Source organism: Stenotrophomonas sp. Marseille-Q5258, from assembly GCF_946900935.1.
Taxonomy (GTDB): Bacteria; Pseudomonadota; Gammaproteobacteria; order Xanthomonadales; family Xanthomonadaceae; genus Stenotrophomonas; species Stenotrophomonas nematodicola.
Window position 1 is genome coordinate 31,097 of record NZ_CAMPPN010000002.1, and the last position, 24,362, is coordinate 55,458.

A 24,362-nucleotide genomic window follows, 5' to 3' on the forward strand; every position below is an offset into this window, starting at 1 on the left:
CACGAAGGTCGGAAGTTCCTTACCCATCGTCCCAAGATCGGCAGTCGCACACAGACTTATCCACAGAAGATGTGGATAAGCCTGAATCTCCAATCCACACCGATATTTAGGTGCGATTTATTCTTCTCGCCGCATGGCGAGACTGTCTCGATGCACGGCCGACGGGTCCGGTCGGGCCGCTACACTGCACCGATGTCCAGCCCCGTTCTGCCCCGGTCGGCGTCTGCCCGACCCGATCCGACCCCGTCCTTCCCGACCCTGCGCGTGGCCCTGCCGGTGCCGCTGCCGCAGCTGTTCGACTACGCGCCGCCGCCCGGGACCGCCGCCGTACCGGGCCAGGTCGGTTGCCGGGTACGGGTGCCGTTCGGGGCGCGCGAGCTGATCGGCATGGTGGCCGCGGTCGGCGCGGTGGACAGCCCGGACAGCCTGCGGGAGGCGCAGGCGTGGATCGATCCGCAGCCGCTGCTGGGCGGCGAACTGTGGGCCTCGTTGCAGTGGCTGGCGCGTTACACCCACGCCCCGCTCGGTGAGGTGGTGAGTACGGCGCTGCCGGCGCCATTGCGGCGGGGCGATCCGGTGCCGGACACCCATCCGTGGGGCTGGCAGCTCACCGCCGAGGGCACGCAGCAGCGTGAGCGGCTGCGCGCGGGTACCCGCCCGCAGCGCCTGGCAACCTGGCTGGCCGACGGGCCGGTGGACGAGGACCGGCTGGATGGCCTCATGGACGACTGGCGCAGCGCCGCACGGTCGCTGGCCAAGCGCGGACTGGTGGAGCGGGTGGCGCTGGCCCATTCGGCGCCGGCGGTCAGCGTGCGCGCCGCGCCTGCGCCCAATCCCGAACAGGCCGACGCGATCGCCGCGATCAGCGCCGCCAGCGGTTTCGCCCCGTTCCTGCTCGACGGCGTGACCGGCAGTGGCAAGACAGAGGTGTATCTGCAGGCCATCGCCACCTGCCTGGCGCAGGGCCGGCAGGCACTGGTGCTGGTGCCGGAGATCGGCCTCACACCGCAGACACTGTCGCGCTTCCGCACCCGCTTCGGCATTCCGGTGCATGCGCTGCATTCGGGCCTGAACGACAACGAGCGCGCCCGCGTATGGGCCGCCGCCGCCCGTGGCGAGGCGCAGATCATCGTCGGCACGCGCTCGGCGGTGTTCACCCCGCTGCCCAACGCCGGGTTGATCGTGGTCGATGAAGAGCACGACGGCAGCTACAAGCAGCAGGACGGCATCCGCTATCACGCCCGTGATTTCGCGCTGGTGCGCGCCAAGGCGCTGGATGTGCCGGTGGTGCTGGGCAGTGCGACGCCGTCGCTGGAATCGCTGCACAACGCGCAGGCGGGGCGTTACATGCACCTGCGCCTGAAACAGCGGGCCGGCGAGGCACGGCCGCCGCGCGTGCGGGTGCTGGACGTGCGCAAGCGGCCGCTGCGCGATGGGCTGTCACCGGACGTACTGGACGGCATCGCCCAACACGTGCAGGCCGGGCACCAGGTGCTGGTGTTCAAGAACCGCCGCGGCTACGCGCCGGTACTGCTGTGCCATGACTGCGGCTGGACCGCGCCCTGCCAGCGCTGCGATGCACCGATGACCGTGCATGCCGGCGGGCGCCGACTGCAATGCCATCACTGCGGTGCGCGCCAGGCGGCACCGTTGGCCTGCCCGGACTGCGGCAGCCTCGCTCTGCAGCCGCAGGGGATCGGCACCGAACGACTGGAGGAGCATCTGGTCGAGGCATTCCCCGAGGTGCCGGTGATCCGCATCGACCGTGGCACCACCGGCAAACGCGATGCACTGGAGACCCAGCTGGCCACGCTCGGCGACCAGGCCGGCATCCTGGTCGGCACGCAGATCCTGGCCAAGGGTCACGACCTGCCCAAGCTCACGCTGGTGGTGGTGGTGGGCATCGACGAAGGGCTGTTCTCGGCCGACTTCCGCGCCAGCGAGAAGCTGGCCCAGCAGCTGATCCAGGTGGCCGGTCGGGCAGGACGCGCCGAGCATCCCGGCGAGGTCTGGTTGCAGACCCATCATCCGGGACATCCCCTGCTGGACACCCTGGTCAATGGCGGCTACCACGCGTTTGCCGCGGCAGAGCTGCAGCAGCGCGAAGCGGCCGGGTTCCCGCCGTTCGCGCATCTGGCTCTGCTGCGTGCCGAAGCGCAGCAGGTGGAGCATGCCACCGCCATGCTGATGGCGGTGCGCGCACTGGTACCGGATGACGCGGTGATCGAACGCTACGGCCCGATGCCGGCCCCGATGCCGCGCCGCGCCGGCTATCAACGCGTGCAGCTGCTGCTGTCGGCCCCCGCGCGCGGACCGTTGCATCGGGCGCTGGACCAGGTCACCCCGCAGATCTCCGCACTACCGCAGGCGCGGCGCGTGCGCTGGTCGCTGGATGTGGACCCGACTGACCTGTACTGAACGCTGCGCGCGTCGGCCCGCGCCCTCTCCGATACGCGATGTCAGTGCTGCAGCAAGGCCAACGGTCGCGCGTCGGCGTTGGCGCGTCCCTCTGCGAAACCCTCGACCACATCCGGCACGACACCGCTGACCAGCAACACCAGCGCGGCCGCCACCAGCATGGTGCGGCGGTTGCGGCGATAGCCCACCACCAGCAACACCGCGCCGACCACCAACAGCCCCAGTTCCAAGACGTACATCCCCATCCGTTTCGCTCCTTGAAGGTGACCGTGACGCGGTCGATCGGCGTATCGTAGCCGCACCGCGCGGCCATGTGGCGCGCATTCCATTCGAACGGGAAGCCTGACCATGCTGAAGATCTGGGGCCGTCGCAATTCCAGCAACGTGCGCAAGGTGCTGTGGTGCGCCGAAGAAATCGGAGCGCCGTACGAGTCGATCGAGGTTGGCGGCGCGTTTGGCGGCACACAGTCGCCGGAGTACCGTGCGATGAATCCCAACGGCCTGGTGCCGGTGATCGAAGACCACGGCCTGCCGCTGTGGGAATCCAACACCATCGTGCGCTATCTGGCCGCGCGTTATTCGCTCGGCACGCTGTATCCGGACGATGTGGTCGAGCGTGCGCAGTCGGAGAAGTGGATGGACTGGACCACCTCCACCTTTTCCGGCGCCTTCCGCGATCTGTTCTGGGGCACGCTGCGTACCGCCCCGGCCGACCGCGACGACGCGCGCATTGCGGCCGCGCTGGTGCGCTCGGGTGAGCTGCTGGCGATGGCCGACGATGCATTGTCGCGCCAGCCCTGGTTGTCCGGCGAGCGCTTCGCGATGGGCGACATTCCGCTGGGCGCCTTTGCCTACGCGTGGTTCGAAATGCCCATCCAGCGCCCCGCGCTGCCGCACCTGGCCGACTGGTACGAGCGCCTGAAGCAGCGGCCCGCGTACCAGCGCGGTGTCATGACGGCGTTGACCTGAGCCGGGGACCTCGCCGGTAGCGACGACCGCTGGTCGGCTCAGGCGCGCAGCGCAGCCGGCCAACGGTCGGCGCTACCGGGCGCTTTTCCTGGGGAGCGCGCGGACGTAGGTCGACTTGCCGTCCTTCTTCATTTCGAACAGGCCCGTCGCGGCCAGCAGCTCGCTCAGCTTGGCGTAGCCGTAGTTGCGCGAGTCGAACGAGGCCTGATTGCCGATCTGGCTGCCGACCGGGCCCAGGTGCGACCAGCCATCCTCGGCTTCGGCCGACGCCACCGCGCGGCGCAGCATCTGTACCAGGCGGGTGTCGCTGCGCAGCTCCGGGCCGGTCTTGCGCGGCCGCGCTTCCTCGTTGTCCTGCTCCACTTCCGGGTCGGCAGCGTGGCCCTGTCCCAGCGCTTCGAGGTAGGTGAACTTCGAGCAGGCGTTGACGAACGGCTCCGGCGTTTTCTTCTCGCCGAAGCCATACACCTTCACCCCGTCGGTCAGCAGGCGCATCACCAGCGGGGTGAAATCCGCATCGCTGGAGACGATGGCGAAGCCGTCCAGGTTGCGCGCATACAGCATGTCCATCGCATCGATCACCATCGCCATGTCCGACGCATTCTTGCCCCGGCTGTACGCGAACTGCTGGATGGGGCGGATCGCGTAGGCGTGCAGCACCGATTCCCAGCCTTTCAACCGCGGGCTCTTCCAGTTCCCGTAGGCGCGGCGCACGTTGGCCACGCCATAGCGCGCCACCTCGGCCAGTACCACGTCGATCTTCGACGACGGCGCATTGTCGGCATCGATCAACAGGGCGATGCGCTTTTCCGGTTCGGACATCTCGACCTCCAGTGCGGATGGACACAGGCCGCCGGCAAGCGCGACCGCTGCTGAACCCAGTATCGACCATCCACGTGAACATCGCGCGTCACGTGCGACGATACGACGCGTCGACAACGTTCCCACGGTGCCGGATGGCCGGCCCCAGCCCAGGAGTGACTGCATGACCCGCGCCCCCCTGCCCCACCTGGTCGTCATCGGTGGCGGTTTCGCCGGCCTCTGGGCCACCCGCGCATTGGCCAGGGCGCACGTCCGCATCACCCTGGTGGACCGCCGCAACCACCACCTGTTCCAGCCGCTGCTCTACCAGGTGGCCACCGCCGGCCTGTCGGCACCCGATATCGCCGCACCCCTGCGGCATATCCTCGGCAACCAGCGCAACGTCGAGGTGCGACTGGGCGAAGTCACCGCGATCGACAAGCACGCCCGCAGCATCACCCTCGCCGACGGCAGCCAGCTCGGCTACGACATGCTGATGCTCTGCACCGGGGCCACGCATGCCTACTTCGGCCACGACGAATGGGCCGCCGACGCGCCAGGCCTGAAAACCCTGGACGATGCGATCGCACTGCGCCGCAAGCTGCTGCTTGCCTTCGAGCGCGCCGAGGCCGAACCGGACCCGGCGCGCAAGGCCGCCTGGCTCAGTTTCGCCGTGGTCGGCGGCGGCCCGACCGGTGTGGAACTGGCCGGCACGCTGGCCGAGATCGCGCGCCACACATTGCGCAACGAGTTCCGTCATATCGACCCGGCCAGCGCCAAGGTCCGCCTGGTGGAGGCCGGTCCGCGCGTGCTGTCCAGCTTCCCCGAGGTGCTGTCGCTGAAGGCGCGTCGCCAGTTGGAGAAGCTCGGCGTGGATGTCCTGACCGGCACGCCGGTGACCCACATCGATGGCGAGGGCTTCCAGCTGGGCGACCGGTTCTTTGCCGCCCGCACCGTGGTCTGGGCCGCTGGCGTGGCGGCATCGCCGCTGGCCCGCACGCTCGACGTCCCGCTGGACCGCGCCGGCCGCGTGCCGGTGCAACCCGACCTCACGCTGGACGGTCACCCGGAGATCTTCGTGGCCGGCGATCTGGCCGCCATCAGCCAAGCCGACGGCAAACCGGTACCGGGCGTTGCGCCCGCCGCCAAACAGATGGGCAAGCACGTCGCCGCGACCATTCGCGCGCGGCTGGAGGGCAAGCCCACGCCGGGCCCCTTCGCGTACCAGGACGTCGGCAACCTGGCCACGATCGGGCGCATGGCGGCGATCGTGCACCTGGGCAGGCTGCAGCTGTCCGGCGTGCTCGCCTGGTGGTTCTGGCTGGCCGCGCACGTGTTCTTCCTGATCGGCTTCCGCAACCGCATCGTGGTGCTGCTCAACTGGGCCGTGGCGTACTGGAGCTACCAGCGCAGCGCGCGGATCATCTTCGGCGACGACCGCGACGACCGACGGCTCCGTCCCCCGTCACCCTGAGCCCGGCGGCACTCAGCCGGGCGGGCGACGGGCGACGGGCGACGTCGATGCGTGGCGTGCGCAGGTGCCTTACGCTGGCGGTGACGGCCTCCGGTGCGGTGTCGCCCCGCTTCGCCGGCCACACGTCGCGGACTGTCCCGCAGGCAGCGTGCAGGCGTTGCGCATGGTCGTGCGCGTCGCCATCGCGGGTCACCACGTTGCGACCACGCGGACCCGGATTCGACGACCGCCGGGATCGGCGGTAGAGTCGCGGCAGTTTCTTCAGGGGGAGAAGCCGCATGACGCATCACCGTCAGGTACGAGGCTGGCCGCTGGCCCTGTCGGCCCTGCTGGCCGGTTGCAGCGCGACCACCGGTATCGGCGTGAAGGACGTCCCGTACCCGACGGTGCGCAGCAGTTGGGCGCAGGCCGGCATCACCGATGCACGCCAGCCGTTCTCCGCCGTGTTCTGCCGGCACCTGCAGGCCACGCCCGCCACGGCGATGCAGGACTGCGCGCGGTGGTGGTGGCCGATCGAGGCCGGGGCCACCGGCGTCGCCGACCGGCCCCTGTCCGACCCGCTGCCCGCCACACGCGATCTGGTGATCATCCCCGGCATCTTCGGCGAGTGCGTGGCACCGTGGGTAACGCCCTTCTCGCACGACCATGCGGCGCTGGCAGCGCTGGGCTACCGGGTCAGCGTGGCGGACGTGGAGGGGCGCGCGTCCGCGGCGCGCAACGCCGACCACCTGCATACCCACCTGGCCCGGCTGCCGGAGGATGCCAACGCCGTGATCATCGCCTATTCCAAGGGCGCCACCGACGTGATGCTGGCGGTCAGCCAGCCACAGGCTGCTGCGTGGCGGCACAAGGTATCGGCCCTGATCGCCGTGGCCGGCGCGGTGCAGGGCTCGCCGCTCGCCGATGACGGGCACACGCTGTATCGCGACCTGGCGCGGTTCGATCTGCCCACCTGCGACCGCAGCGATGCCGGGGGCGTCCGCAGCCTGACGCATGCGGAGGCCATGCGCGTCGCCGACGCCTTTGCGGCATCGCGTCCGCCGTTTCCCACCTACAGCGTCGTCGCCGTTGCCGAACGTGGCAACGTCAATTCCCTGCTCGCCGGCACGCACGCGTGGCTGTCGCTGATCGACGCGCGCAACGACGGACAGGTGCTGCTGGAAGACGCCGTGATTCCCGGCAGCACGGTGCTGGGTGTGTTCCGTGCCGACCACTGGTCGATCGCGCTGCCGTTCGAGGACAGCCCCGCCCCGCTGATGCGCCCGTTCCGGCGCAACAACCACTTCCCCCGCGGCCCATTGGTCCGGGCAATGCTGGAGTTCACTGCCCCAGTGGCCGCGTCACGTGTCACCACCAAGGAGGAGTAGTGCATGCACAAGGTGCTGGTTGCCGCCGCGTTGGCGGCGTGTTCGGCGTCGGCGTTGGGCGCGGAGGAAACGACATCGCCCACGCAGGTGTTCTTCCTGGCGGATCCGCAGATCCACAACGTGTACGGCGCCGCGCTGAAGCAGATGTTTCCGGTGTCCAACTGGGTGTCGGGCGTGGCGATCCGGCCGCCGGAGGTCAACCTGCTGGCGCCGCTTGTGCTGAGGCACTCACTGACCCGTGGGATGGAACAGCTGCCAGCGGACAATCGCCTGGTCGTCGTATTGGGAGATGGAACCAACATTGGCTGTAGCGGCGAGGCCGAGGTATTCGATGCGGAGTTTCGGCGTTCCGATACCACGATCCGCCTGATGGCACACGGCAATCACGACAGTTACCTGATGGGCACCGTGAACTCGTATGGGCCCCGCCCAGAGGATACCCGCCCGCTTGATCACATGAGCAGGGCGCCGCTGCCGGTGGACGAAACCTGGTACACCGCGACGCCGTCTCCTGTGGTCACCGGCACCAGTATGGCCAACCGCAACTGGGCCGACGGCTGCTATCAGCCTGTCCGGAACGGGGGGCAACCCGGCACCCCGATGAACAAGGTGCGCTGGATGGCACGCTATGCAGCGAGCCTTGAGGCGCAGGGGTTGGTCCAGACACCGGGCGGCACGGCAAAGCACGGGGGACTGCGATTCACGGGTAGCGCCGTGCCTGGGACACCGCTGGCTGCACTGAACTATCGCTCCGAAGGCATCTGGTACCGCCCGAAGCAGTCCACGACGCCTGGACACTCGGACTACGCCCGCAGCTGGAACTCGTACATGGTGCAGGCCGTCGACCTGGATGCGCGACACACGCTGGTGCTGATCGATACGTCCGTGTGCCAGAACGCCCGCGGCGGTCCCTCGTATGTGCTCAGCAATGCCGGACAGAATGCCTGTCTCGGCTGGGAGCAGTACGCAACGCTGACAAGGATGCTGGATGGCATGGCGGATGAGAGGAGCCTGATTGTCGGCGGTCATTTCCCGCTCAACGATCTCAAGGGAGATCGCAGGAAACTCATCGCGCTGTTCAACAAGGTGCGCCCCGCAGGGTGGACCTACGTCTCGGGGCACACCCACCACGCAATCACCAGCAGGAAATACGGCAACGGTGTGGATGTGAACATCGGCTCCACAACCGACTGGCCGATGGAAAGCCACGTCCTGGCCTTCGCCGCTGATGCGCCTACGGTGGTGGACACGAAGTCGCTGGTGATCGGGACCACCATTGCCCAGCCGATGACGTATCGGGCAGGAACGCAGATGGGCGGAAAGTACTCCGAGCTGTGCCGCCATCTCCCCGTGGCCAGGGCCCTCGCCGACGCCTCCCCGGAAACAGCGGGCACGCTGTGGGTGTCCCCCTCACTGACGACGACACAGTGCGACGCCATCCAGGCCGACTGGGCGAAGCACGCCCAGGTTTTGATGGACGACCAGGAGCGGATCTCCAAGCGCTTCGACGACGAGCCGCGATACCGGGACTTCGTGCTGTCGGTTGCGGCAAGCGCCAGCCTGCACGAGCACAGGTCCTTCAGCCTCGGCAACTACCTCCCCTGAGCGCTCCCTGCAGCGCCCGGTGCCTGCCGGGCGCTGCATCCGCGCCCCACGTCAGTCGTCGATGGCGTCGATCACGCCGGTGCCGTGGCGGACGCCCACGGTGAAGATCGGCCCTGGTCCGATTCGCGGCTCCGGTCTCACGCATTGGCGGAATCGGCGTCCAGCGGCACGCCCACCGCGCACAGCCACATTGACGCCGCCACGCGCGGGGCGGCACCCGACGCGCCGCTCATTGCAGCCGCGCCGGCTCTGCCTCGCCAGCGGTCCCCGCCCGCCCCATCTTCCATCGTCGTCATGACACGCTGCTCCTTGTGTCGGGTCGTGCGGGACGGACCCGGTCAGCTTTCCATCGAAATGCCGTCGATCACGCCTGCGTCGTCGAAATGGACCGACAGCACGTACTGGGTGACGTCGCCCGGCAGGGTGAAATCGATGTACTCCATTTCATCTTCCCCCCATGCCGAGGCGAACTGGAGCAGGCCGATGATGCTGGCGGTATCCGGTTCGGTCTGGCCAAGGTATTGGCGCCAGTAGCTGGCCGGCAGTTCCTCGCGATGATGGCTGGCGAACAGGTCGACCCCGTCCTCTGCGGCCTCGGTACCGATGGCCTGTTTTATCGCGGCCAGGGCATCGGCCTGCCGCTGCGTTGCAATGTCGGTCATGTGCGTTCCTTGTTCATGCGGGCGTGCGGTCAACTGGCCTGCGACATGCAGCCCCAGCCGTCGACCTTGCCACTGTAGGACACCGCCTCGCTGACCAGCAGGCCTTCAAAGCCGGCGATGTTCTGGTAGGTCGGGATCATCAGCGGATGCACCACCACCTGCCACGGGAAGTCCTCGTTCTCTTCATAGGCGGAGAACGACACCTTCTGCTCGTTGCGCAGCAGGTGCACCGCAAACGCGATGGCGACGTCTTCGGTCGGGAAGATCAACGCGAAGTCCACTTCGCGGGGAATGGTCAGGTCGTCGCCGTCCTGCAGCATGTTCCACAGCACATCGCCGTTTTCGTCTTCCGGGTACAACGCAACATCGCGGGTCATGGCAATCCAGGGTGGGTGGTCTGCAGGGATTGTCGGCCAGGATCGCGTGGGCGACCAGTGGGTCTGCTCAGGGCGCCTGCAGCCACGCCAGCTTGCGTGCGCGCGGCTGGCGCTTGAGCGCCCATTCGGCCTTCGAGGCTGCCGCGCGGTCGGGGTAGGCGCGCATGGCCAGCACTTTCACCGGCGGATTGGCGCGGGTGTAGCGGGCCCCCTTGCCGGCCAGGTGGGCCTGGAAGCGAGCCGCCACGTCGGTGCTGATGCCCGCGTAGAAGCTGCCGTTGCGGCATTCGAGCAGGTACAGATACCAGCAGGCGGACGCGGTGGGCGGTTCAGCGGACATACCGGGATTATCCCCCGGACCGGTGCCGCTGGCTGCTAGAATCCGCCCCGGATGCAGGAGAGAGGCGCCGCGCTGGCGCCCGCCGAAGGCGCAGGCTCCCATAATCGCTCAGGCCGGTGGCCCGATACGCCACCAACCATGCATCCGACACGCCGATCTGGAGAGAGGTCTTCAATGACCCGCCGAAGGGGCACGTGGCCTGGCCACCGAACTCTCAGGCAAAAGGACAGCGGGAGCGGCAACGGTATCCCCCTCTCACGACAGTGCACCGCGCTGGCGTGCGTCGTGCGTGGTTCCGTCCCCGTTTGTCGTGTCCGGAGCCCCCCATGCTGCTCTCCCTGATCTACCTCATCGCCATCTCCGCCGAAGCCATGACCGGCGCACTGTCTGCCGGGCGGCGGCGCATGGACCTGTTCGGCGTGGTCATCATTGCCTGCGTCACTGCGCTCGGTGGCGGCTCGCTGCGCGACATCGTGCTGGGCCACTACCCGCTGGGCTGGGTGAAGCACCCGGAGTACCTCGGCTTCACCATCTGCGCGGCGCTGATCGCCACCTGGGTGGCGCGCTGGATGCACCACTTCCGCCGTACCTTCCTGGTGCTGGACGGGCTGGGCCTGATTGCGTTCACCCTGATCGGCTGCGCGGTGGCGCGCGAAGGTGGGCATACCGCGCCGATCGTGCTGATCGCCGGCATGTTGACCGGTGCATTCGGTGGCGTGCTGCGTGACGTGCTGTGCAACGAAGTGCCGCTGATCTTCCAGAAGGAACTGTATGCGGTGATCACCCTGATGACCGGCGCGGCCTGGCTGGTGCTGCTGGAACTGGGGATGTCGCTCAATGCAGCCACGCTGTGGTGCCTCGGCGGCGGTTTCCTGTTCCGCCTGCTGGCGATCCACTTCAAATGGGAAATGCCCAAGTTCGTGTACCGCGACGAGGTGCATTGAGCCGCTGACGCACACATGACCAAGGTCATGTGAGCGCAGGGGGCCGCGCGCGTTACCATAGCGGCCCCGTCCTCGCCGACGGCATCCAGCCACGCTGCGGCATTCGACTGCGGCCCCGCCAGACATCCCCACTTCGTCCCGCCTGCCCCCACGGGCCGGTATCTCATGGACGCGCCAACCGCTGGTCGGCGCGCAGGATGCCCCATGTCTGCCCCGCTGCCCCCGTCGTCGCGTACCCGCCGTCTGTTCAAACCGCTGTTGCTGCTGGCCGTGCTGGCCGTCGCCGCGATCGCCTGGCGTGTGTTCGCGCCGGCACCGGCGGACAAGGCCGCCCCTGCCGCCGCTGCCACCCCGGTCCGCGTGGCCACGGTAGCGCGCGAGGACCTGGTGGTGCGGTTGAAAGCGCTCGGCACGGTGACCCCGCTGCACACCGTGAGCCTGCGCAGTCGCGTCGAGGGTGAACTGCTGCGGCTGGCGTTCCGCGAGGGCCAGCACGTCAACGCGGGCGATCTGATCGCCGAGATCGACCCGCGCCCCTACCAGGTGCAGTTGGCGCGTGCATTGGGCACCCAGCAGCAGAACCTGGCCGAGCTGGACAACGCCCAGACCCAGCTCAGACGCTTTGTCGAACTGCAGAGCAAACACTTCGTCTCGGCGCAGGAACTGAGCGACCAGCAGAGCCGAGTGCGCCAGCTGCAGGGCCGTCGTCAGACCGACCAGGCCGCCGTGGACGAAGCACGTCTGCAACTGCAGTACACCCGCATCACCGCGCCGGTGGCCGGGCGCATGGGGCTGCGCAACGTGGATGTGGGCAACCTGGTGCGCAGCGGCGACACCGAGCCGCTGGCCACCATCACCCAGACCATGCCGATCAGCGTGCTGTTCACCGTGCCCGAGCCGGACCTGCCGGCAGTGGTCGCCGCGGTGCGCACCACCCCCCAGCTCACGGTGGAAGCGTGGGACCGCGAAGAACGCCAGGCGCTCGGTGACGGGGTGCTGTCCAGCCTGGACAACCGCATCGACACCGCCACCGGCACGCTGAAGCTGCGCGCGCAGTTCGCCAATGCCGACGAAACCCTGTTCCCCAACCAGTTCGTCAACATCCGCCTGCAGGTCAGCAGCAGCGACGCGGTGGTGATCCCCAATGCGGCCGTGCAGTTCGGCAGCAAGAGCACCTATGTGTATGTGATTGCCGCCGATGACACCTCGCACCTGCGCAACGTGGTGCTCGGCCCCGCCGACGGCGAGCGCGTCTCGGTCCGCGAGGGGCTCAGGGCCGGCGAGCGGGTGGTGGTCGAAGGCATCGACGGTCTGCGCGAAGGCGCCAAGGTGGAGGTGGTCGCGCAGGACCCGGCACGGACCGGCGCATGAACCTGTCGCGTCCCTTCATCGAGCGCCCGGTAGCCACCACGCTGCTGATGGTGGCGCTGCTGCTGTCCGGGATCATGGCCTACCGGCTGCTGCCGGTGGCCGCACTGCCACAGGTGGACTACCCGATCATCCAGGTGACCACGCTGTACCCGGGCGCAAGTCCGGGGGTGACCACCCGCGCGGTCACCGCCCCGCTGGAACGCCAGCTCGGGCAGATTCCCGGCCTGAAACAGATGTCGTCCACCAGCTCCGGTGGGGCCTCGGTGATCACCCTGCAGTTCTCGTTGGAGGTGGTGCTGGGCGTGGCCGAGCAGGAAGTGCAGGCCGCCATCAACGCCGCCGACAGCGTCCTGCCCGATGACCTGCCGGTGCCGCCGGTGTACCGCAAGGTCAATCCGGCCGACACGCCGATCCTGACCCTCGCGGTGACATCGCAGGGCCTGTCGCTGCCGCAGGTGCACGACCTGGTGGATACGCGCATGGCGCAGCGGCTGTCGCAGCTGCCCGGGGTGGGCCTGGTCAGCCTGGCCGGCGGCCAGCGTCCGGCGGTGCGGATCCGGGCCAATCCGTCCGCACTGGCCGCCAACGGCCTGAGCATGGCGCACATCCGCCAGGCGATCGGCGCAGCCAACGTGAATGTGCCCAAGGGCAGCTTCGACGGCCCGACCCGCGCGATCATGCTCGATGCCAACGACCAGATGCGCTCGGTGGCCGAGTACCGTGCGCTGATCCTGGCCTACAAGGACGGCGCGCCGCTGCGGCTGGGCGATGTGGCGACCATCGAGGACGGCGCCGAGAACCGCCAGCTCGCCGCGTGGTCGGGCACCACCCCGGCGGTACTGGTCACGATCCAGCGGCAGCCCGGCGCCAACGTGATCGCCGTGGTCGACCAGGTGCGCGCGCTGCTGCCGCAGTTGCAGGCCTCGCTGCCCAAGGGCGTGGATGTGACGGTGATGAGCGACCGCACCGAGTCGATCCGCGCCTCGATCCGCGGGGTGCAGCACGAGCTGCTGATCGCGATCGCGCTGGTGGTGATGGTCACCTTCGTGTTCCTGCGCAACATCCCGGCCACGATCATCCCGTCCATCGCGGTGCCGCTGTCGCTGGTGGGCACGTTCGGGGTGATGCTGCTGGCCGGGTTCTCGCTCAACAATCTCACCCTGATGGCGCTGACCATCGCCACCGGCTTCGTGGTCGACGATGCGATCGTGATGCTGGAGAACATCGCCCGGCATCTGGAGCGCGGCGAGACGCCCCTGCAGGCCGCGCTCAAAGGCGCGCGACAGATCGGCTTCACGCTGATCTCGCTCACCCTGTCGTTGATCGCGGTGCTGATCCCGCTGCTGTTCATGGCCGACGTGGTGGGCAGACTGTTCCATGAGTTCGCCATCACCCTGGCGGTGGCCATCGGCATCTCGCTGCTGGTCTCGCTGACGCTGACCCCGATGATGTGCGCACGGCTGCTCAAGGCCGGCCACGCCACGCGCCGCGACAGCGACGGCCGCGAATCGGCGCAGCAGGGCGATCCGTTCGACCGTGTGGTCGCCCTCTACGACCGCCAGCTGCGCTGGGTGCTGCAGCGCCAGCCGCTGATGCTGGCCGCCACGGTGGCGACCCTGCTGCTGACGGCGGTGCTGTACCTGTGGGTGCCCAAGGGCTTCTTCCCGGTGCAGGACGCCGGGCTGATCCAGGGCATCAGCGAAGCCCCGCAGTCGATCTCGTTCCAGGCGATGGCGCAGCGCCAACAGGCGCTGTCCTCGGCGCTGCTGGCCGACGAAGACGTGGCCAGCCTGTCCTCGTTCATCGGCGTGGACGGCAACAACGCCACGCTCAACAGCGGGCGGCTGCTGATCGAACTCAAACCGCATGCGCAGCGCGATGCCGATGCGCAGGCGATCATCGCGCGGCTGCAGCAGCGCGTGGCGCATGTTCCGGGCATCCGCCTGTACCTGCAGCCGGTGCAGGAGCTGGGCATCGAAGACCGGATCAGCCGTACCCAGTACCAGTTCACCCTGACCAGCCCGGACAGCGATGCGCTGGCCGTGTGGACGCCCCGCCTGCTCGCCCATCTGCAGCAGGCGCCTGCACTGGCCGACGTGGCCAGCGACCTGCAGGACCAGGGCCTGCAGGCGCACGTGCTGATCGACCGCGTGGCCGCCGCGCGCCTGGGCATCGGTGTGGATGCGGTGGCCGATGCGCTGTACGACGCGTTCGGACAGCGCCAGATCTCCACCATCTTCACCCAGGCCAACCAGTATCGCGTGGTGCTGGAAGCGCGGCAGGACGCCGCGTTCGGACCCGACGCGATCGCGCGCCTGCATGTGACCGGCCCGGACGGACGGCAGGTGCCGCTGGCCGGCATCGCCCGCATCGAGCAGCGCCCGGCGCACCTGCTGATCAACCACGTCGGCCAGTTTCCGGCGGTGACGTTCTCGTTCAACCTGGCCGAGGATGCCTCGCTTGGCGAAGCGGTCGCGGCGATCGACGGCGCACGCGCGGCGATCGGCCTGCCCACCAGCGTGGAGCTGCGCCTGCAGGGCGCCGCCGATGCGTTCCGCGCGTCGCTGTCGAGCACGCTGTGGCTGGTCCTGGCGGCCGTGGTGGTGATGTATCTGGTGCTGGGCGTGCTCTATGAGAGCTTCATCCACCCCATCACGATTCTCTCCACCCTGCCCTCGGCCACGGTGGGCGCGCTGCTGGCGCTGCTGCTGAGCGGCCGCAGCCTGGACCTGATCGCGGTGATCGGCATCGTGCTGCTGATCGGGCTGGTGAAGAAGAACGCGATCATGATGATCGACTTCGCGCTGGAGGCCGAGCGCGAAGCGGGCCTGCGCCCGCGTGAGGCCATCCACCAGGCGGCGCTGCTGCGCTTCCGCCCGATCCTGATGACCACCCTGGCTGCGCTGTTCGGCGCGATCCCGCTGATGTTCGCCAGCGGCTCCGGCGCGGAACTGCGCCAGCCGCTGGGCGTGGTGATGGTGGGCGGGTTGATCGTCAGCCAGGTGCTCACGCTGTTCACCACGCCGGTGATCTACCTGTTCTTCGACCGCTTCCGCCGTCGCCCCGCCAGCGCTGCCGATACCGCCGAGGCGCAGGCGTGACACCGCTGTCGCGCGCGATCGGCTGGTTCGTGCAGCACCCCGTCGCCACGGTGCTGCTGTCGGTGGCGGTGGTGCTGGCCGGTCTGCTCGGGCTGCGCCTGCTGCCGGTCGCGCCGCTGCCACAGGTGGACTACCCGGCCATCAATGTCAGCGCCAGCCTGCCCGGGGCCAGCCCCGAGTCGATGGCCGCCAACGTGGCCACGCCGCTGGAGCGCGCGCTCGGCACGATTCCCGGGTTGACCGGGATCGATTCGGCCAGCACGCAGGGCTCCACCCAGGTGGAGCTGACGTTCGCGCTGGGCCGCAACGTGGACGATGCCGCGCGCGATGTGCAGGCCGCGATCAACGCCGCACGCGCGCAGTTGCCGAGCGGCATGCCGGGCATGCCGCAGTACCGCAAGGTGAATCCCTCGCAGGCGCCGATCCTGGCGTTGGCGCTGAGCTCGGACAGTCTCTCGCCAGGCCAGATCTACGATGTGGCCTCGACCGTGATCGCGCAGAAGCTGGCGCAGATCCCCGGCGTGGGCGAGGTACAGGTGGGCGGCAGTTCGCTGCCGGCGGTACGCGTGTCTCTGGACCCCAACGCGCTGAACCAGTACCGCATCGCGCTGGACGATGTGGCCGCGGCGATCCGCAATGCCAATGCGCTCAAACCGCTCGGCACGATCGCCAGCCGGTCGCGGCAATGGCAGCTGGAGGCAACCCTGCAGCTGCGCACGGCTGCCGAGTACCGGTCGCTCGTGGTCGCCATGCGTGACGGCAGGCCGGTCCATCTGGGGGACGTGGCGGCGGTCAGCGAAGGGGTCGAGGACCGTTACGCCAGCGGCTTCCACAACGCACGTCCGGCGGTGCTGCTGATTGTGAGCCGCCAGCCGGATGCCAACATCATCGAGACCGTCGATGCGATCACCGCGCAGATGGATACCCTGCAGGCACTGCTGCCGGCCAGCATCGACATGCAACTGGTGATGGACCGCTCGCCGGTGATCCGCGCCACCCTGCGCGAGGCCGAGCTGACCCTGCTGCTGGCGGTCGCGCTGGTGGTGCTGGTGGTACTGGCCTTCCTCGGCCACTGGCGCGCGGCGCTGGTGCCGGCGCTGGCGATCCCCGTGTCGCTGCTGGGCGCGCTGGCAATCATCGCGCTGCTGGGGTTCTCGCTCAACACACTGTCGCTGATGGCGTTGATCGTCGCCGCAGTGCTGGTGGTCGATGACGCCATCGTCGTGCTCGAGAACATCGCCCGCCATCGTGAGCTCGGCGCGTCACCGCTGCAGGCCGCTTTGCGCGGTGCCGGCGAGGTGGGCGCCACGCTGCTGTCGATGAACATCGCGCTGGCCGTGGTGTTCGTCTCGATTCTGTTCCTGGACGACTTCGTCGAGAAACTGTTCCGCGAGTTCTCGTTGACCCTGGTCGCCGCGATGGGCGTATCGCTGCTGGTGTCGCTGAGCCTGACCCCGATGCTGTGCGCGCGCCTGCCCGGGCAGGCGCGGCCTGGCCCCGGCATCGGACTGCAGCGTGCGGGCACCGCGCTGTTCGAGCGCCTGCGCAACGCCTACGTGGGCAGCCTGCAGGCGATGCTCCGCTGGCTCGCGCTGCCGCTGCTGCTGTTTGCCGGTGTGATCGCGCTGAACGTGTGGCTGTTCCAGCAGGTGCCCAAGGGCATCGTGCCCAAGCAGGACACCGCGCAGCTGCGCGGCTTCGCGCGTGGCGACGACGGGCTGTCCTTCCAGGTGATGCAGCCCAAGATCGAGGCCTATCGCCAGCTGCTGCTGGCCGATCCGGCGATCAGCGACATCATCGGGTACATCGGCGGGCGCAGCGGGGTCAACAACGCCTTCATCATGATCAAGATGAAGCCGCTGGCCGAGCGGAAGGTCTCCAGCCAGCAGGTGATCGACCGCCTGCGCGCCAACATGCCGAAGATCCCCGGTGGCGGGATGTTCCTGTGGGTGGACCAGGACCTCAAGCTCGAGGGCGGCGGTGACAGCGGCCAGTACGAGCTCCAGCTCCTGTCCGGCGACCTGGCCGCGCTGCGCCAGTGGACGCCGCGGGTCGACGATGCGCTGCGCGCCCTGCCCGAAGTGGTGGACGTGGCGTCCAAAGGTGACGAGGGCATGCGCCAGGTGGTGCTGGACATCGACCGCGATGCGGCCGCCCGGCTGGGCGTGGACATGCGCATGATCGCCTCGGTGCTCAACAACGCCTTCAGCCAGCGCCAGGTGGCCACCCTGTACGACACGCTCAATCAGTATCGGGTGGTGATGGAACTGGACCCGCGCTACACGCAGGACCCCTCGACGCTGGAGCAGATCCACGTGATCGGCAAGGATGGCCAGCGCCTGCCGCTGTCGTCCATCGCCCGCTGGGACTACGGCATGGCACCGGACCGGATCTACCACAGCCAGCAGTTCGCCTCGGTCTGGATCGAGTTCGCGCTGGCCCCCGGCGTGAGCCTGGAGCAGGCGGTGAAGGCGGTGGACCGCGCGATGGCCGGGATCATGCTGCCTACCCAGGTGCAGGCGCGGCTCAGTGGCGAGGCCGGCGGCTTCGAGAAACTGCGCGCACGCCAGCTGTGGCTGATCCTTGGCGCGATGCTGGCGGTATACCTGGTGCTCGGCGTGCTGTACGAGAGCGTCGTGCAGCCGCTGGCGATCCTCTCCACCCTGCCCTCGGCCGGCGTCGGCGCGCTGCTGGCGTTGATGGCGTTCGGCAACGAATTGAATCTGATCTCGCTGCTCGGATTGTTCCTGCTGGTCGGGGTTGTGATGAAGAACACCATCCTGATCATCGACTTCGCGCTGTCGGCCGAGCGCGAGCGCGGCCTGTCGCCCTGCGATGCGATCTGCGAGGCCGCACGGCTGCGCTTCCGCCCGATCCTGATGACCAGTGTGGCCGCCCTGCTCGGTACCCTGCCGTTGATGCTGGCCACCGGCGAAGGCTGGGAGATGCGCCAGCCGCTGGGCATCGCCATCGTCGGCGGGCTGTTGGTCAGCCAGTGGCTGACCCTGTACACCACCCCGGCCATCTACCTGGCGTTGGCCCGGCTGCGACGCCCCGCGTAGCGCCGGGTTCTGCCCGGCGGCGTTCTGCCGTGACACACGCGCCACCACCGCCGTCGCATCGTCGTCGGACGATGCGACGATGCGGCGATGCCATGCTTCAGCGGGATCACCGTTGCCGGCGTCGCCCCACTTTCAGGCCGCTTCGCTGACCCGCGCGGCACGCCGGGCGCGGACCGCCTGCGCCAGCGACTCGAGCACGGCCAGGGAGCTGTCCCAGCCGATGCAGCCATCGGTGATGCTCTGCCCGTAGACCAGCGGCTGGCCCTCGACCAGATCCTGCCGGCCCGCTACAAGGTGGCTCTCGACCATCACACCGACGATGCGCTCTTCGCCGTTGGCCAGCTGCGCGTTGATGTCGGCGATGACCTTGGGCTGGTTTTCCGGATTCTTGCTGCTGTTGGCGTGGCTGGCGTCGATCATGATGCGCGCGGGCAGGTGCGACTTCGCCAGCGTCTGGCTGGTTGCCTCGACATGGGTGGCGTCGTAGTTGGGGGTCTTGCCGCCGCGCAGGATCACATGGCAATCGGGGTTGCCGGCGGTGGCAACAATGGCGGTGCCGCCTTCCTTGGTCACCGAGAGGAAGTGGTGCGGGTTGGAGGCCGCGCCGATCGCATCGGCGGCGATCTTGATGTTGCCGTCGGTGCCGTTCTTGAACCCGACCGGGCACGACAGCCCAGACGCCAGCTCGCGGTGCACCTGGCTTTCGGTGGTCCGCGCACCGATCGCGCCCCAGGCCACCAGGTCGGCGATGTACTGCGGCGAGATCACGTCCAGGAACTCCACGCCGGCCGGCAGGCCCAGCTTGTTGATGTCGCGCAGCAGGCCACGCGCCACGCGCAGGCCCTTGTTGATGTTGAAGCTGCCGTCCAGGTCGGGATCGTTGATCAGGCCTTTCCAGCCCACCGTGGTGCGCGGCTTCTCGAAGTACACGCGCATGACGATCTCCAGCGCATCGGCATACGCATCGCGCAGCGGCTTGAGGCGCTGGGCGTACTCGATGGCGGCCACCGGATCGTGGATCGAGCACGGGCCGATCACCACCGCCAGACGGTCGTCGCGGCCATGCAGGATCTCGTGCAGCGCGGCGCGCGAGGCGCTTACCGTGTCGGAGGCTTCATCGTCACAGGGCAGCATCGCCAGCAGCTGGGCCGGCGGGGTCAACGGTTCGATCTTGCGGATGCGCAGGTCGTCGGTGTGCGGGGGCATGGGGGAACTCCTTGGAAGGTGGGGGTCCCCAGCGCGGCGGCAACAAAAAAGCCGCCAGGTGCGCTGGCGGCTTTCGGGAATGCGTCTGAAGCTTTCTTCAGGGTGAGCGCATGCCTTCCTCCGCCGGTGGCTTCGGAAAGTAATACCAAAAGTAGGCATTGGCGGGGCGTGCGTTCATTGGGGACTAGTGATAACACAGGGTTTCAGGGCTGCCAACTGTTTCAAACGCAACTGGCGCGCCGCGTTCAGGCGTGGACGCGGTCGCATCGCGGCGGCTTACCCGGCCTTGTCCAGCAGGCGCAGCGCGCGCTTGCGCACGTATGCATTGGCCGCGCCGTCATGGCGTTCGGCCCAGGCCGCGCACAGCGATCGCACCCACGCCGGCTGGCTCTTGCCGGCGTCGTTCAACCAGTTGCCCACCGAGTCCTGCACGTAACGCGATTCATCGCAGCACAGCGCTTCCAGCAGCGGCTGCGCGTGCTGCGGTTCCTGCTTGAACAACGCGATGTGCGCGGCCCACACCCCGCGCGGACGCAGCGCTTCGCAGGCGAAACGGCGCACGTTGGGGGACGCATCGGCGGTCCAGCCGTGCACATGCGCCAGCACCCGCCGCGGCTCGGCGGCGATGTGCGGGCGCAGTGCGAGCCACGCCCATTCGCGCACGCCGAAATGCGGATCGTCGGCCAGCGCGCGCATCGCATCGAGCTTGTGCTCCAGTGTCAGGCGCGGGTCGCTGCCGATCAGATAGCAGGCCCAGCCACGCACGGTGTCGCTGGTATGGCGCTGCCAGTGCTGCGGATCGCCGAGCGCATGCGCGCGCAGCAGCGTCGCCGCGCCCTGCATGCGCAGGGTGATGCCGCTGTTGGCGGCCTTGCGCATGCTGTCCACGGCCGAGGCCGGCAGGGATGGGGCGACAGCGGCAAGCAGGCGGGCGAAATCCAGCGAGAGGATCTCGGCCAGATGCGCCGCTTCGACCCGGCCCGCATCCAGCTGGGCACGGCGCTCGCGTGACAACGGCGGCTTCTTCGTCATGCGATCTTCCCCGCATCGGTGCGTGCCCAGATGCGGCACAGCATGCCACTGAGCAGGCTGCGTTCCTGATCGCTGAGATCGGCGAACAGGCCGCCGATCCACTGCGTGTGCTGGTCGAACAGCTGCACCGCGAGCGCCTCGCCCGCAGCGGTGAGACGCACGTTGACCCGGCGCCTGTCGTCCGGATCGGGGTGGCGCTCCAGCAGCGCATCCCGCGCCAGGCCGTCGAGCAGCCCGGTGATGGTGGCGCGGGTCACGCCGGCGCGCTCGGCGAGCTGGTGTGGCGACAGGGGCTGCTCGGCCCCCTGGAGCAGGAACAGCAGCACGAAGCGGCCTTCGCTCAGCCCCAGCGGGGCCAGGCGGTGCGCGCAGTCCTGGTCGATCGCGCGGGACAGCGACAGCAGTTGGAAGCACTGGGTCAGACCCTCGTGCTCGGCGTGGCCACGGCGCTGCAGTTCGCTGAGAAAGGCCTGGTGTTTGGGTTCCAGCATGCGGGCACGGATCAAGTAATACGGCGGCTAACTATATCGGAAAGCACAGACGAACGATCAACCCGCCTCCCGGCCGGTCCACCAGCTGCAGTTGGCCACCGTGCTGACGCACCGCGCCCTGCACCACCGCCAGGCCCAGGCCGGTGCCGCCGGTGCTGCGGTTGCGCGAGGTTTCATGGCGCTGGAAGGGTTGCAGCAACCGCGCCTTCTCCGCCTCGGGAATGCCCGGGCCACGATCGGCAACGTCCACCCACAGCGCCTCCGCCGTGCGCTGGACGGCCACCTCCACCGCGCCGGCATAGCGCGCGGCGTTGTCGATCAGGTTGTCCAGCGCGCGCCGCAGGAGCAGCGCGTCGCCGTGCCAGGGCAGGTGCGCGGGCAGATCGGCATGGATCTGCACGCCCCGCAGGCGCGCGCACTGTACGCAGTCGTCCAGCAGCGCGCCCATCTCCACGGGCCGCATCGAGGCCGGCTCCAGTTCGCCGCGGGCGTAGTCGAGCACCTGTTCGATCATGGCGTTCATGCGCTCGATGTCGGCCACCATCCGCGCGGCCTGCGCAGGCGGTGCGGATTCCGCGCGCAGGCGCAGGCCGGTCAAGGGAGTACGCAGGTCGTGCGCCACGGCGGCGAGCATGCGCGTCATGTCCTGCGCCTGGTCGCGCAGGCGCTCGCGGCCGGCGTTGATCGCACTGGCCAGCACCTGCACCTCGCGCGGGCCATCATCGGGCAGCCGCGTCATCGCGTGCAGGGTCACCTCAGCGCTGGCATCGGCCAGCCGCCGCAGCGGACGCCCGATCCGACGTGCGGCCCAGGTCGCCAACGGGGCCAGCAGCAAGGTGCCGCCGAGCAACGCCAGCAGCACCTGCCGACGCCACGCGGCAACGTCGCTGACGTCGCTGCCCAGCACCTGCCAACGGCCGTCGGCGCCGCGCACGCCCAGTTCGAACGCCGGCCACTGCAGCGCTGCCAGCAGCGCGCCCTGCGTCCGTACCACGTCGGGGTCGGCGCTTGCGCTGACCGATGCACCGCGGGCGAACACCTTGATGTCCGGGGCTTTGTCGGCCCCTTTCCAGACCAGCCTGACGTGCTCGACCGGCTGGCCCAGCTGCTGGGCGGCCAACTGCGTCAGCCAGGGACTGGCATACCCGCCAGGCGGCACCTCGCGCAGGGTCACGCGCATCCCTTCCGGCCCTGGCGCGCGTGCGCCGCGCAGCACCTCCACGGCACGATCCAGCCGCATCTGCGGTGGCGCGGGCCGTGGCATCCAGCCGATCACGACCAGGCTCACCAGAGTGGCGAGCAGCAGGCTGCTCACCGCCAGCATCGCGATCCAGGCAGCCGTAGACCAGCGCCGGGTCACAGCGTCTCCACGGTGGCGTCGAACCGGTAGCCTTCGCCCCGCAGCGTGTGGACGAGCGCCTCGCCGCCGACAGCCGCCTGCGCCAGCTTGCGACGCAGCCGGCTGATGGCCAGATCCACGGCGCGGTCCACGCTGTCATGCGCGTCGCCGCGGGTGAGCTGCATCAGCCGCTCGCGATCGAGCACGCGGCCGGGACGCTCGGCCAGCGCCTGCAGCAACGCGAACTCGCCACGGCTCAGCAGCACTTCGGCGCCATCGGGCGCCCACAGACGACGCTGCTCCGGCAGCAGGCGCCAGCCGGCAAAGCGCAGCTCGACCACGGCCTGCCCCCGCAGTTTGTCCTGCCGGCGCAGCAGCGCGCGCACGCGCGCGATCAGCTCGCGCGGATCGAAGGGTTTGGCCAGATAATCGTCGGCCCCCATTTCCAGACCGATGACGCGGTCCGGCGTGGCCCCCATCGCCGACAGCATCAGGATCGGGATGGCACGAGCCTGCAGCCGTCGGCAGACCGACAGGCCATCCTCACCCGGCATCATCCAGTCCAGGATGATCGCGTCGGGGCGCTGGACCGCCAGCAACCGGTCCAGCGCCTGCGCATCGGCGGCCACGCGCACGCGGAATCCGTGCCCTTCCAGGCACTCGGCAAGGGCGTCGCGGATGCTGGTGTCATCGTCGACCACGATGATGTCGGCGGTTGCGTTCATGCGTGCAGTATCGGGCAGCTCTGTATCGGCACGGTATCAACGCGGACATTCCCGCGATACGGCAATGCGGGTCAATGACGCCTCCTTTCCACGGCGATTTCCCATGCACCCTGCCCTGCTCCCGCTGTTTGCCGCCACGGCCGCGGCCGTCCCCACCGCCCCGATCGCCCCCGCCGCGACAGCACCGGAACATGTGCTGCCGATGTGGATGCAGGCGATGCACCCTGCCATCGCCGTGCGCCTGGATGGACGCGCAGAGCCGCTGCGGTTCGTGGTGGACAGCGCCGCAGGAGCCACCCTGCTCGACAGCCGGATCGCCCGCCGCTATGGCCTGGAAGACGTCGGCAACCCGACCACCGGGCAGATCCGCGGCGCGTCCGCCAGCAGCGCCACGGCGAACCGCATGCGGCAGGCCGACTGGGCGATCGGCAGCATGACGCTGAAGATCGTGGGCATGCACTCGGACCTGTCACGCCTGTCCGCGCCGGAAAAGGCGGTCACCGTTGACGGCATTCTCGGCAACGACCTCACGCGGCGCTGGGATACCCGCTGGGATTTTGCCGCGAAGGAACTGCAGTTGTGGACGGCCGGCCAGCTCGCCGGGGGGCCCCATTGCCAGACCAATGCGATGCCGGAACGACGTCGGGGTCTGGAGGGCTTCGGCTTCATCACCACCCGCCTGGGCGACGCCGGCATCGAGGCGATTGCAGTGGTGGATACCGGGGCCGCGCAGACCGTGCTCAACGCCGCCGCCGCGCAGGCCCTGGGGCTGCGCACTGATGGCAGTGATCCGCGGGTGGTCCCTCGCGAGAAAGGCACCGAGGGGCTGGGCGGGCAACCTCAGCCAAGCTGGCTGTACACCCTGCCCGCGCTGCGCAGTGGCGCGTGGCAGCATCCGGCCTTCGAGGTACGGATCAGCGCGCTGCCGGTGTTCAAGGCGATTGGACTGGAGGATCGGCCGGCGTTGATCCTGGGTGCCGACGCGATGCTCGACAGCCAGGTGGACATCACCGCCGGTGCGGCGCGCATCTGCCTGCAGCGCCCCACCGCCGGCTGAGGGCTGGCGATGGGGCCTGCG

20 protein-coding genes and 2 riboswitches are annotated in these 24,362 nt (G+C 68.9%); of the genes, 10 read left to right on the forward strand and 10 right to left on the reverse strand.

From position 1 onward, the window contains the following. The first annotated feature begins 192 nt into the window (after nucleotides 1-192). Nucleotides 193-2,418, forward strand: a complete 2,226-nt coding sequence (locus OC534_RS01385) for a primosomal protein N' (protein WP_262071245.1) — start codon at nucleotides 193-195, stop codon at nucleotides 2,416-2,418. Between the two features lie 41 nt (nucleotides 2,419-2,459). Here the strand turns inward: OC534_RS01385 and OC534_RS01390 are convergent, their stop codons facing one another. After that, nucleotides 2,460-2,663, reverse strand: a complete 204-nt coding sequence (locus tag OC534_RS01390; RefSeq protein ID WP_229296492.1) for a hypothetical protein — start codon at nucleotides 2,661-2,663, stop codon at nucleotides 2,460-2,462. A 103-nt stretch (nucleotides 2,664-2,766) separates the two neighbouring features. On the opposite strand from OC534_RS01390, the gene OC534_RS01395 reads away from it, so the two are divergent. Then, entirely contained in the window at nucleotides 2,767-3,387 is a 621-nt protein-coding gene (locus OC534_RS01395) for a glutathione S-transferase (RefSeq protein WP_136004491.1), read from the forward strand. A 72-nt stretch (nucleotides 3,388-3,459) separates the two neighbouring features. Here OC534_RS01395 and OC534_RS01400 read toward each other — a convergent pair whose 3' ends face one another. After that, nucleotides 3,460-4,209 (reverse strand): NYN domain-containing protein, encoded by a 750-nt coding sequence (locus tag OC534_RS01400; RefSeq protein ID WP_136004493.1) that lies wholly within the window; start codon nucleotides 4,207-4,209, stop codon nucleotides 3,460-3,462. Nucleotides 4,210-4,372: 163 nt separating this feature from the next. On the opposite strand from OC534_RS01400, the gene OC534_RS01405 reads away from it, so the two are divergent. From OC534_RS01405 to OC534_RS01415, 3 genes are all read left to right on the forward strand, one after another. Next, complete coding sequence (locus tag OC534_RS01405; RefSeq protein WP_017356740.1) at nucleotides 4,373-5,662, forward strand: NAD(P)/FAD-dependent oxidoreductase; 1,290 nt, start codon at nucleotides 4,373-4,375, stop codon at nucleotides 5,660-5,662. A 278-nt stretch (nucleotides 5,663-5,940) separates the two neighbouring features. Continuing rightward, the gene (locus OC534_RS01410) at nucleotides 5,941-7,029 is read left to right on the forward strand and encodes a hypothetical protein (protein ID WP_136004495.1); all 1,089 of its coding nucleotides are present in this window, start codon (nucleotides 5,941-5,943) and stop codon (nucleotides 7,027-7,029) included. A 3-nt stretch (nucleotides 7,030-7,032) separates the two neighbouring features. Beyond that, a complete protein-coding gene (locus tag OC534_RS01415; protein WP_262071246.1) occupies nucleotides 7,033-8,634 on the forward strand; it encodes a hypothetical protein in 1,602 nt (533 codons plus the stop codon). 338 nt (nucleotides 8,635-8,972) lie between these two features. On the opposite strand, the gene OC534_RS01420 is transcribed toward OC534_RS01415, so the two are convergent. The 3 genes from OC534_RS01420 to OC534_RS01430 all read right to left on the reverse strand — a co-directional run bounded on the left by OC534_RS01420 (nucleotide 8,973) and on the right by OC534_RS01430 (nucleotide 10,013). Further along, complete coding sequence (locus tag OC534_RS01420) at nucleotides 8,973-9,296, reverse strand: DUF2004 domain-containing protein (RefSeq protein WP_017356744.1); 324 nt, start codon at nucleotides 9,294-9,296, stop codon at nucleotides 8,973-8,975. 29 nt (nucleotides 9,297-9,325) lie between these two features. After that, complete coding sequence (locus OC534_RS01425; RefSeq protein ID WP_026070875.1) at nucleotides 9,326-9,673, reverse strand: ribonuclease E inhibitor RraB; 348 nt, start codon at nucleotides 9,671-9,673, stop codon at nucleotides 9,326-9,328. A gap of 67 nt (nucleotides 9,674-9,740) precedes the next feature. Next, on the reverse strand, nucleotides 9,741-10,013 hold the full coding sequence (locus OC534_RS01430) for a GIY-YIG nuclease family protein (protein ID WP_026070876.1): 273 nt from the start codon (nucleotides 10,011-10,013) through the stop codon (nucleotides 9,741-9,743). A gap of 44 nt (nucleotides 10,014-10,057) precedes the next feature. Continuing rightward, nucleotides 10,058-10,140: riboswitch (glycine riboswitch) on the forward strand. Nucleotides 10,141-10,160: 20 nt separating this feature from the next. Continuing rightward, a riboswitch (glycine riboswitch) is annotated at nucleotides 10,161-10,251 on the forward strand. 88 nt (nucleotides 10,252-10,339) lie between these two features. Here OC534_RS01430 and OC534_RS01435 point away from each other — a divergent pair. The 4 genes from OC534_RS01435 (at nucleotide 10,340) to OC534_RS01450 (ending at nucleotide 18,491) form a co-directional block, all read left to right on the forward strand. Then, nucleotides 10,340-10,957 (forward strand): trimeric intracellular cation channel family protein, encoded by a 618-nt coding sequence (locus tag OC534_RS01435; RefSeq protein WP_262071247.1) that lies wholly within the window; start codon nucleotides 10,340-10,342, stop codon nucleotides 10,955-10,957. Between the two features lie 204 nt (nucleotides 10,958-11,161). Further along, nucleotides 11,162-12,328, forward strand: coding sequence for an MdtA/MuxA family multidrug efflux RND transporter periplasmic adaptor subunit (locus OC534_RS01440; RefSeq protein ID WP_262071248.1), 1,167 nt, complete (start codon nucleotides 11,162-11,164; stop codon nucleotides 12,326-12,328). Continuing rightward, the gene (locus OC534_RS01445) at nucleotides 12,325-15,429 is read left to right on the forward strand and encodes an MdtB/MuxB family multidrug efflux RND transporter permease subunit (RefSeq protein WP_262071249.1); all 3,105 of its coding nucleotides are present in this window, start codon (nucleotides 12,325-12,327) and stop codon (nucleotides 15,427-15,429) included. The genes OC534_RS01440 and OC534_RS01445 overlap by 4 nt, the downstream gene beginning before the upstream one ends. Next, nucleotides 15,426-18,491 (forward strand): efflux RND transporter permease subunit, encoded by a 3,066-nt coding sequence (locus OC534_RS01450; RefSeq protein WP_262071250.1) that lies wholly within the window; start codon nucleotides 15,426-15,428, stop codon nucleotides 18,489-18,491. The genes OC534_RS01445 and OC534_RS01450 overlap by 4 nt, the downstream gene beginning before the upstream one ends. Nucleotides 18,492-18,623: 132 nt before the next feature. Here OC534_RS01450 and aroG read toward each other — a convergent pair whose 3' ends face one another. The 5 genes from aroG to OC534_RS01475 form a co-directional block, all read right to left on the reverse strand. After that, nucleotides 18,624-19,697, reverse strand: coding sequence for a 3-deoxy-7-phosphoheptulonate synthase AroG (gene aroG, locus OC534_RS01455; RefSeq protein ID WP_153164840.1), 1,074 nt, complete (start codon nucleotides 19,695-19,697; stop codon nucleotides 18,624-18,626). Between the two features lie 276 nt (nucleotides 19,698-19,973). Next, nucleotides 19,974-20,729 carry a DNA alkylation repair protein gene (locus OC534_RS01460; RefSeq protein ID WP_262071251.1) on the reverse strand — a complete coding sequence of 252 codons (756 nt, stop codon included), beginning with the start codon at nucleotides 20,727-20,729 and terminating at the stop codon, nucleotides 19,974-19,976. Next, a complete protein-coding gene (locus OC534_RS01465; RefSeq protein WP_026070877.1) occupies nucleotides 20,726-21,220 on the reverse strand; it encodes a MarR family transcriptional regulator in 495 nt (164 codons plus the stop codon). Before OC534_RS01465 ends, OC534_RS01460 begins: the two co-directional genes overlap by 4 nt. A gap of 31 nt (nucleotides 21,221-21,251) precedes the next feature. Then, nucleotides 21,252-22,544: an ATP-binding protein gene (locus tag OC534_RS01470; protein WP_262071304.1), complete on the reverse strand. Its 1,293-nt coding sequence runs from the start codon at nucleotides 22,542-22,544 to the stop codon at nucleotides 21,252-21,254. Nucleotides 22,545-22,576: 32 nt separating this feature from the next. Further along, nucleotides 22,577-23,284, reverse strand: coding sequence for a response regulator transcription factor (locus OC534_RS01475; RefSeq protein ID WP_136004508.1), 708 nt, complete (start codon nucleotides 23,282-23,284; stop codon nucleotides 22,577-22,579). A gap of 103 nt (nucleotides 23,285-23,387) precedes the next feature. Here OC534_RS01475 and OC534_RS01480 point away from each other — a divergent pair, with 103 nt between their 5' ends. Next, a complete protein-coding gene (locus OC534_RS01480) occupies nucleotides 23,388-24,341 on the forward strand; it encodes a retropepsin-like aspartic protease (protein ID WP_262071252.1) in 954 nt (317 codons plus the stop codon). Nucleotides 24,342-24,362: the final 21 nt, after the last annotated feature.

Coding starts and splice junctions, on each gene's coding strand:
- OC534_RS01385 (WP_262071245.1), top strand. CDS start 193: ATGTCCAGCCCCGTTCTGCCCCGGTCGGCGTCTGCCCGACCCGATCCG.
- OC534_RS01390 (WP_229296492.1), bottom strand. CDS start 2,663: ATGGGGATGTACGTCTTGGAACTGGGGCTGTTGGTGGTCGGCGCGGTG.
- OC534_RS01395 (WP_136004491.1), top strand. CDS start 2,767: ATGCTGAAGATCTGGGGCCGTCGCAATTCCAGCAACGTGCGCAAGGTG.
- OC534_RS01400 (WP_136004493.1), bottom strand. CDS start 4,209: ATGTCCGAACCGGAAAAGCGCATCGCCCTGTTGATCGATGCCGACAAT.
- OC534_RS01405 (WP_017356740.1), top strand. CDS start 4,373: ATGACCCGCGCCCCCCTGCCCCACCTGGTCGTCATCGGTGGCGGTTTC.
- OC534_RS01410 (WP_136004495.1), top strand. CDS start 5,941: ATGACGCATCACCGTCAGGTACGAGGCTGGCCGCTGGCCCTGTCGGCC.
- OC534_RS01415 (WP_262071246.1), top strand. CDS start 7,033: ATGCACAAGGTGCTGGTTGCCGCCGCGTTGGCGGCGTGTTCGGCGTCG.
- OC534_RS01420 (WP_017356744.1), bottom strand. CDS start 9,296: ATGACCGACATTGCAACGCAGCGGCAGGCCGATGCCCTGGCCGCGATA.
- OC534_RS01425 (WP_026070875.1), bottom strand. CDS start 9,673: ATGACCCGCGATGTTGCGTTGTACCCGGAAGACGAAAACGGCGATGTG.
- OC534_RS01430 (WP_026070876.1), bottom strand. CDS start 10,013: ATGTCCGCTGAACCGCCCACCGCGTCCGCCTGCTGGTATCTGTACCTG.
- OC534_RS01435 (WP_262071247.1), top strand. CDS start 10,340: ATGCTGCTCTCCCTGATCTACCTCATCGCCATCTCCGCCGAAGCCATG.
- OC534_RS01440 (WP_262071248.1), top strand. CDS start 11,162: ATGTCTGCCCCGCTGCCCCCGTCGTCGCGTACCCGCCGTCTGTTCAAA.
- OC534_RS01445 (WP_262071249.1), top strand. CDS start 12,325: ATGAACCTGTCGCGTCCCTTCATCGAGCGCCCGGTAGCCACCACGCTG.
- aroG (WP_153164840.1), bottom strand. CDS start 19,697: ATGCCCCCGCACACCGACGACCTGCGCATCCGCAAGATCGAACCGTTG.
- OC534_RS01460 (WP_262071251.1), bottom strand. CDS start 20,729: ATGACGAAGAAGCCGCCGTTGTCACGCGAGCGCCGTGCCCAGCTGGAT.
- OC534_RS01465 (WP_026070877.1), bottom strand. CDS start 21,220: ATGCTGGAACCCAAACACCAGGCCTTTCTCAGCGAACTGCAGCGCCGT.
- OC534_RS01470 (WP_262071304.1), bottom strand. CDS start 22,544: ATGCTGGCGGTGAGCAGCCTGCTGCTCGCCACTCTGGTGAGCCTGGTC.
- OC534_RS01475 (WP_136004508.1), bottom strand. CDS start 23,284: ATGAACGCAACCGCCGACATCATCGTGGTCGACGATGACACCAGCATC.
- OC534_RS01480 (WP_262071252.1), top strand. CDS start 23,388: ATGCACCCTGCCCTGCTCCCGCTGTTTGCCGCCACGGCCGCGGCCGTC.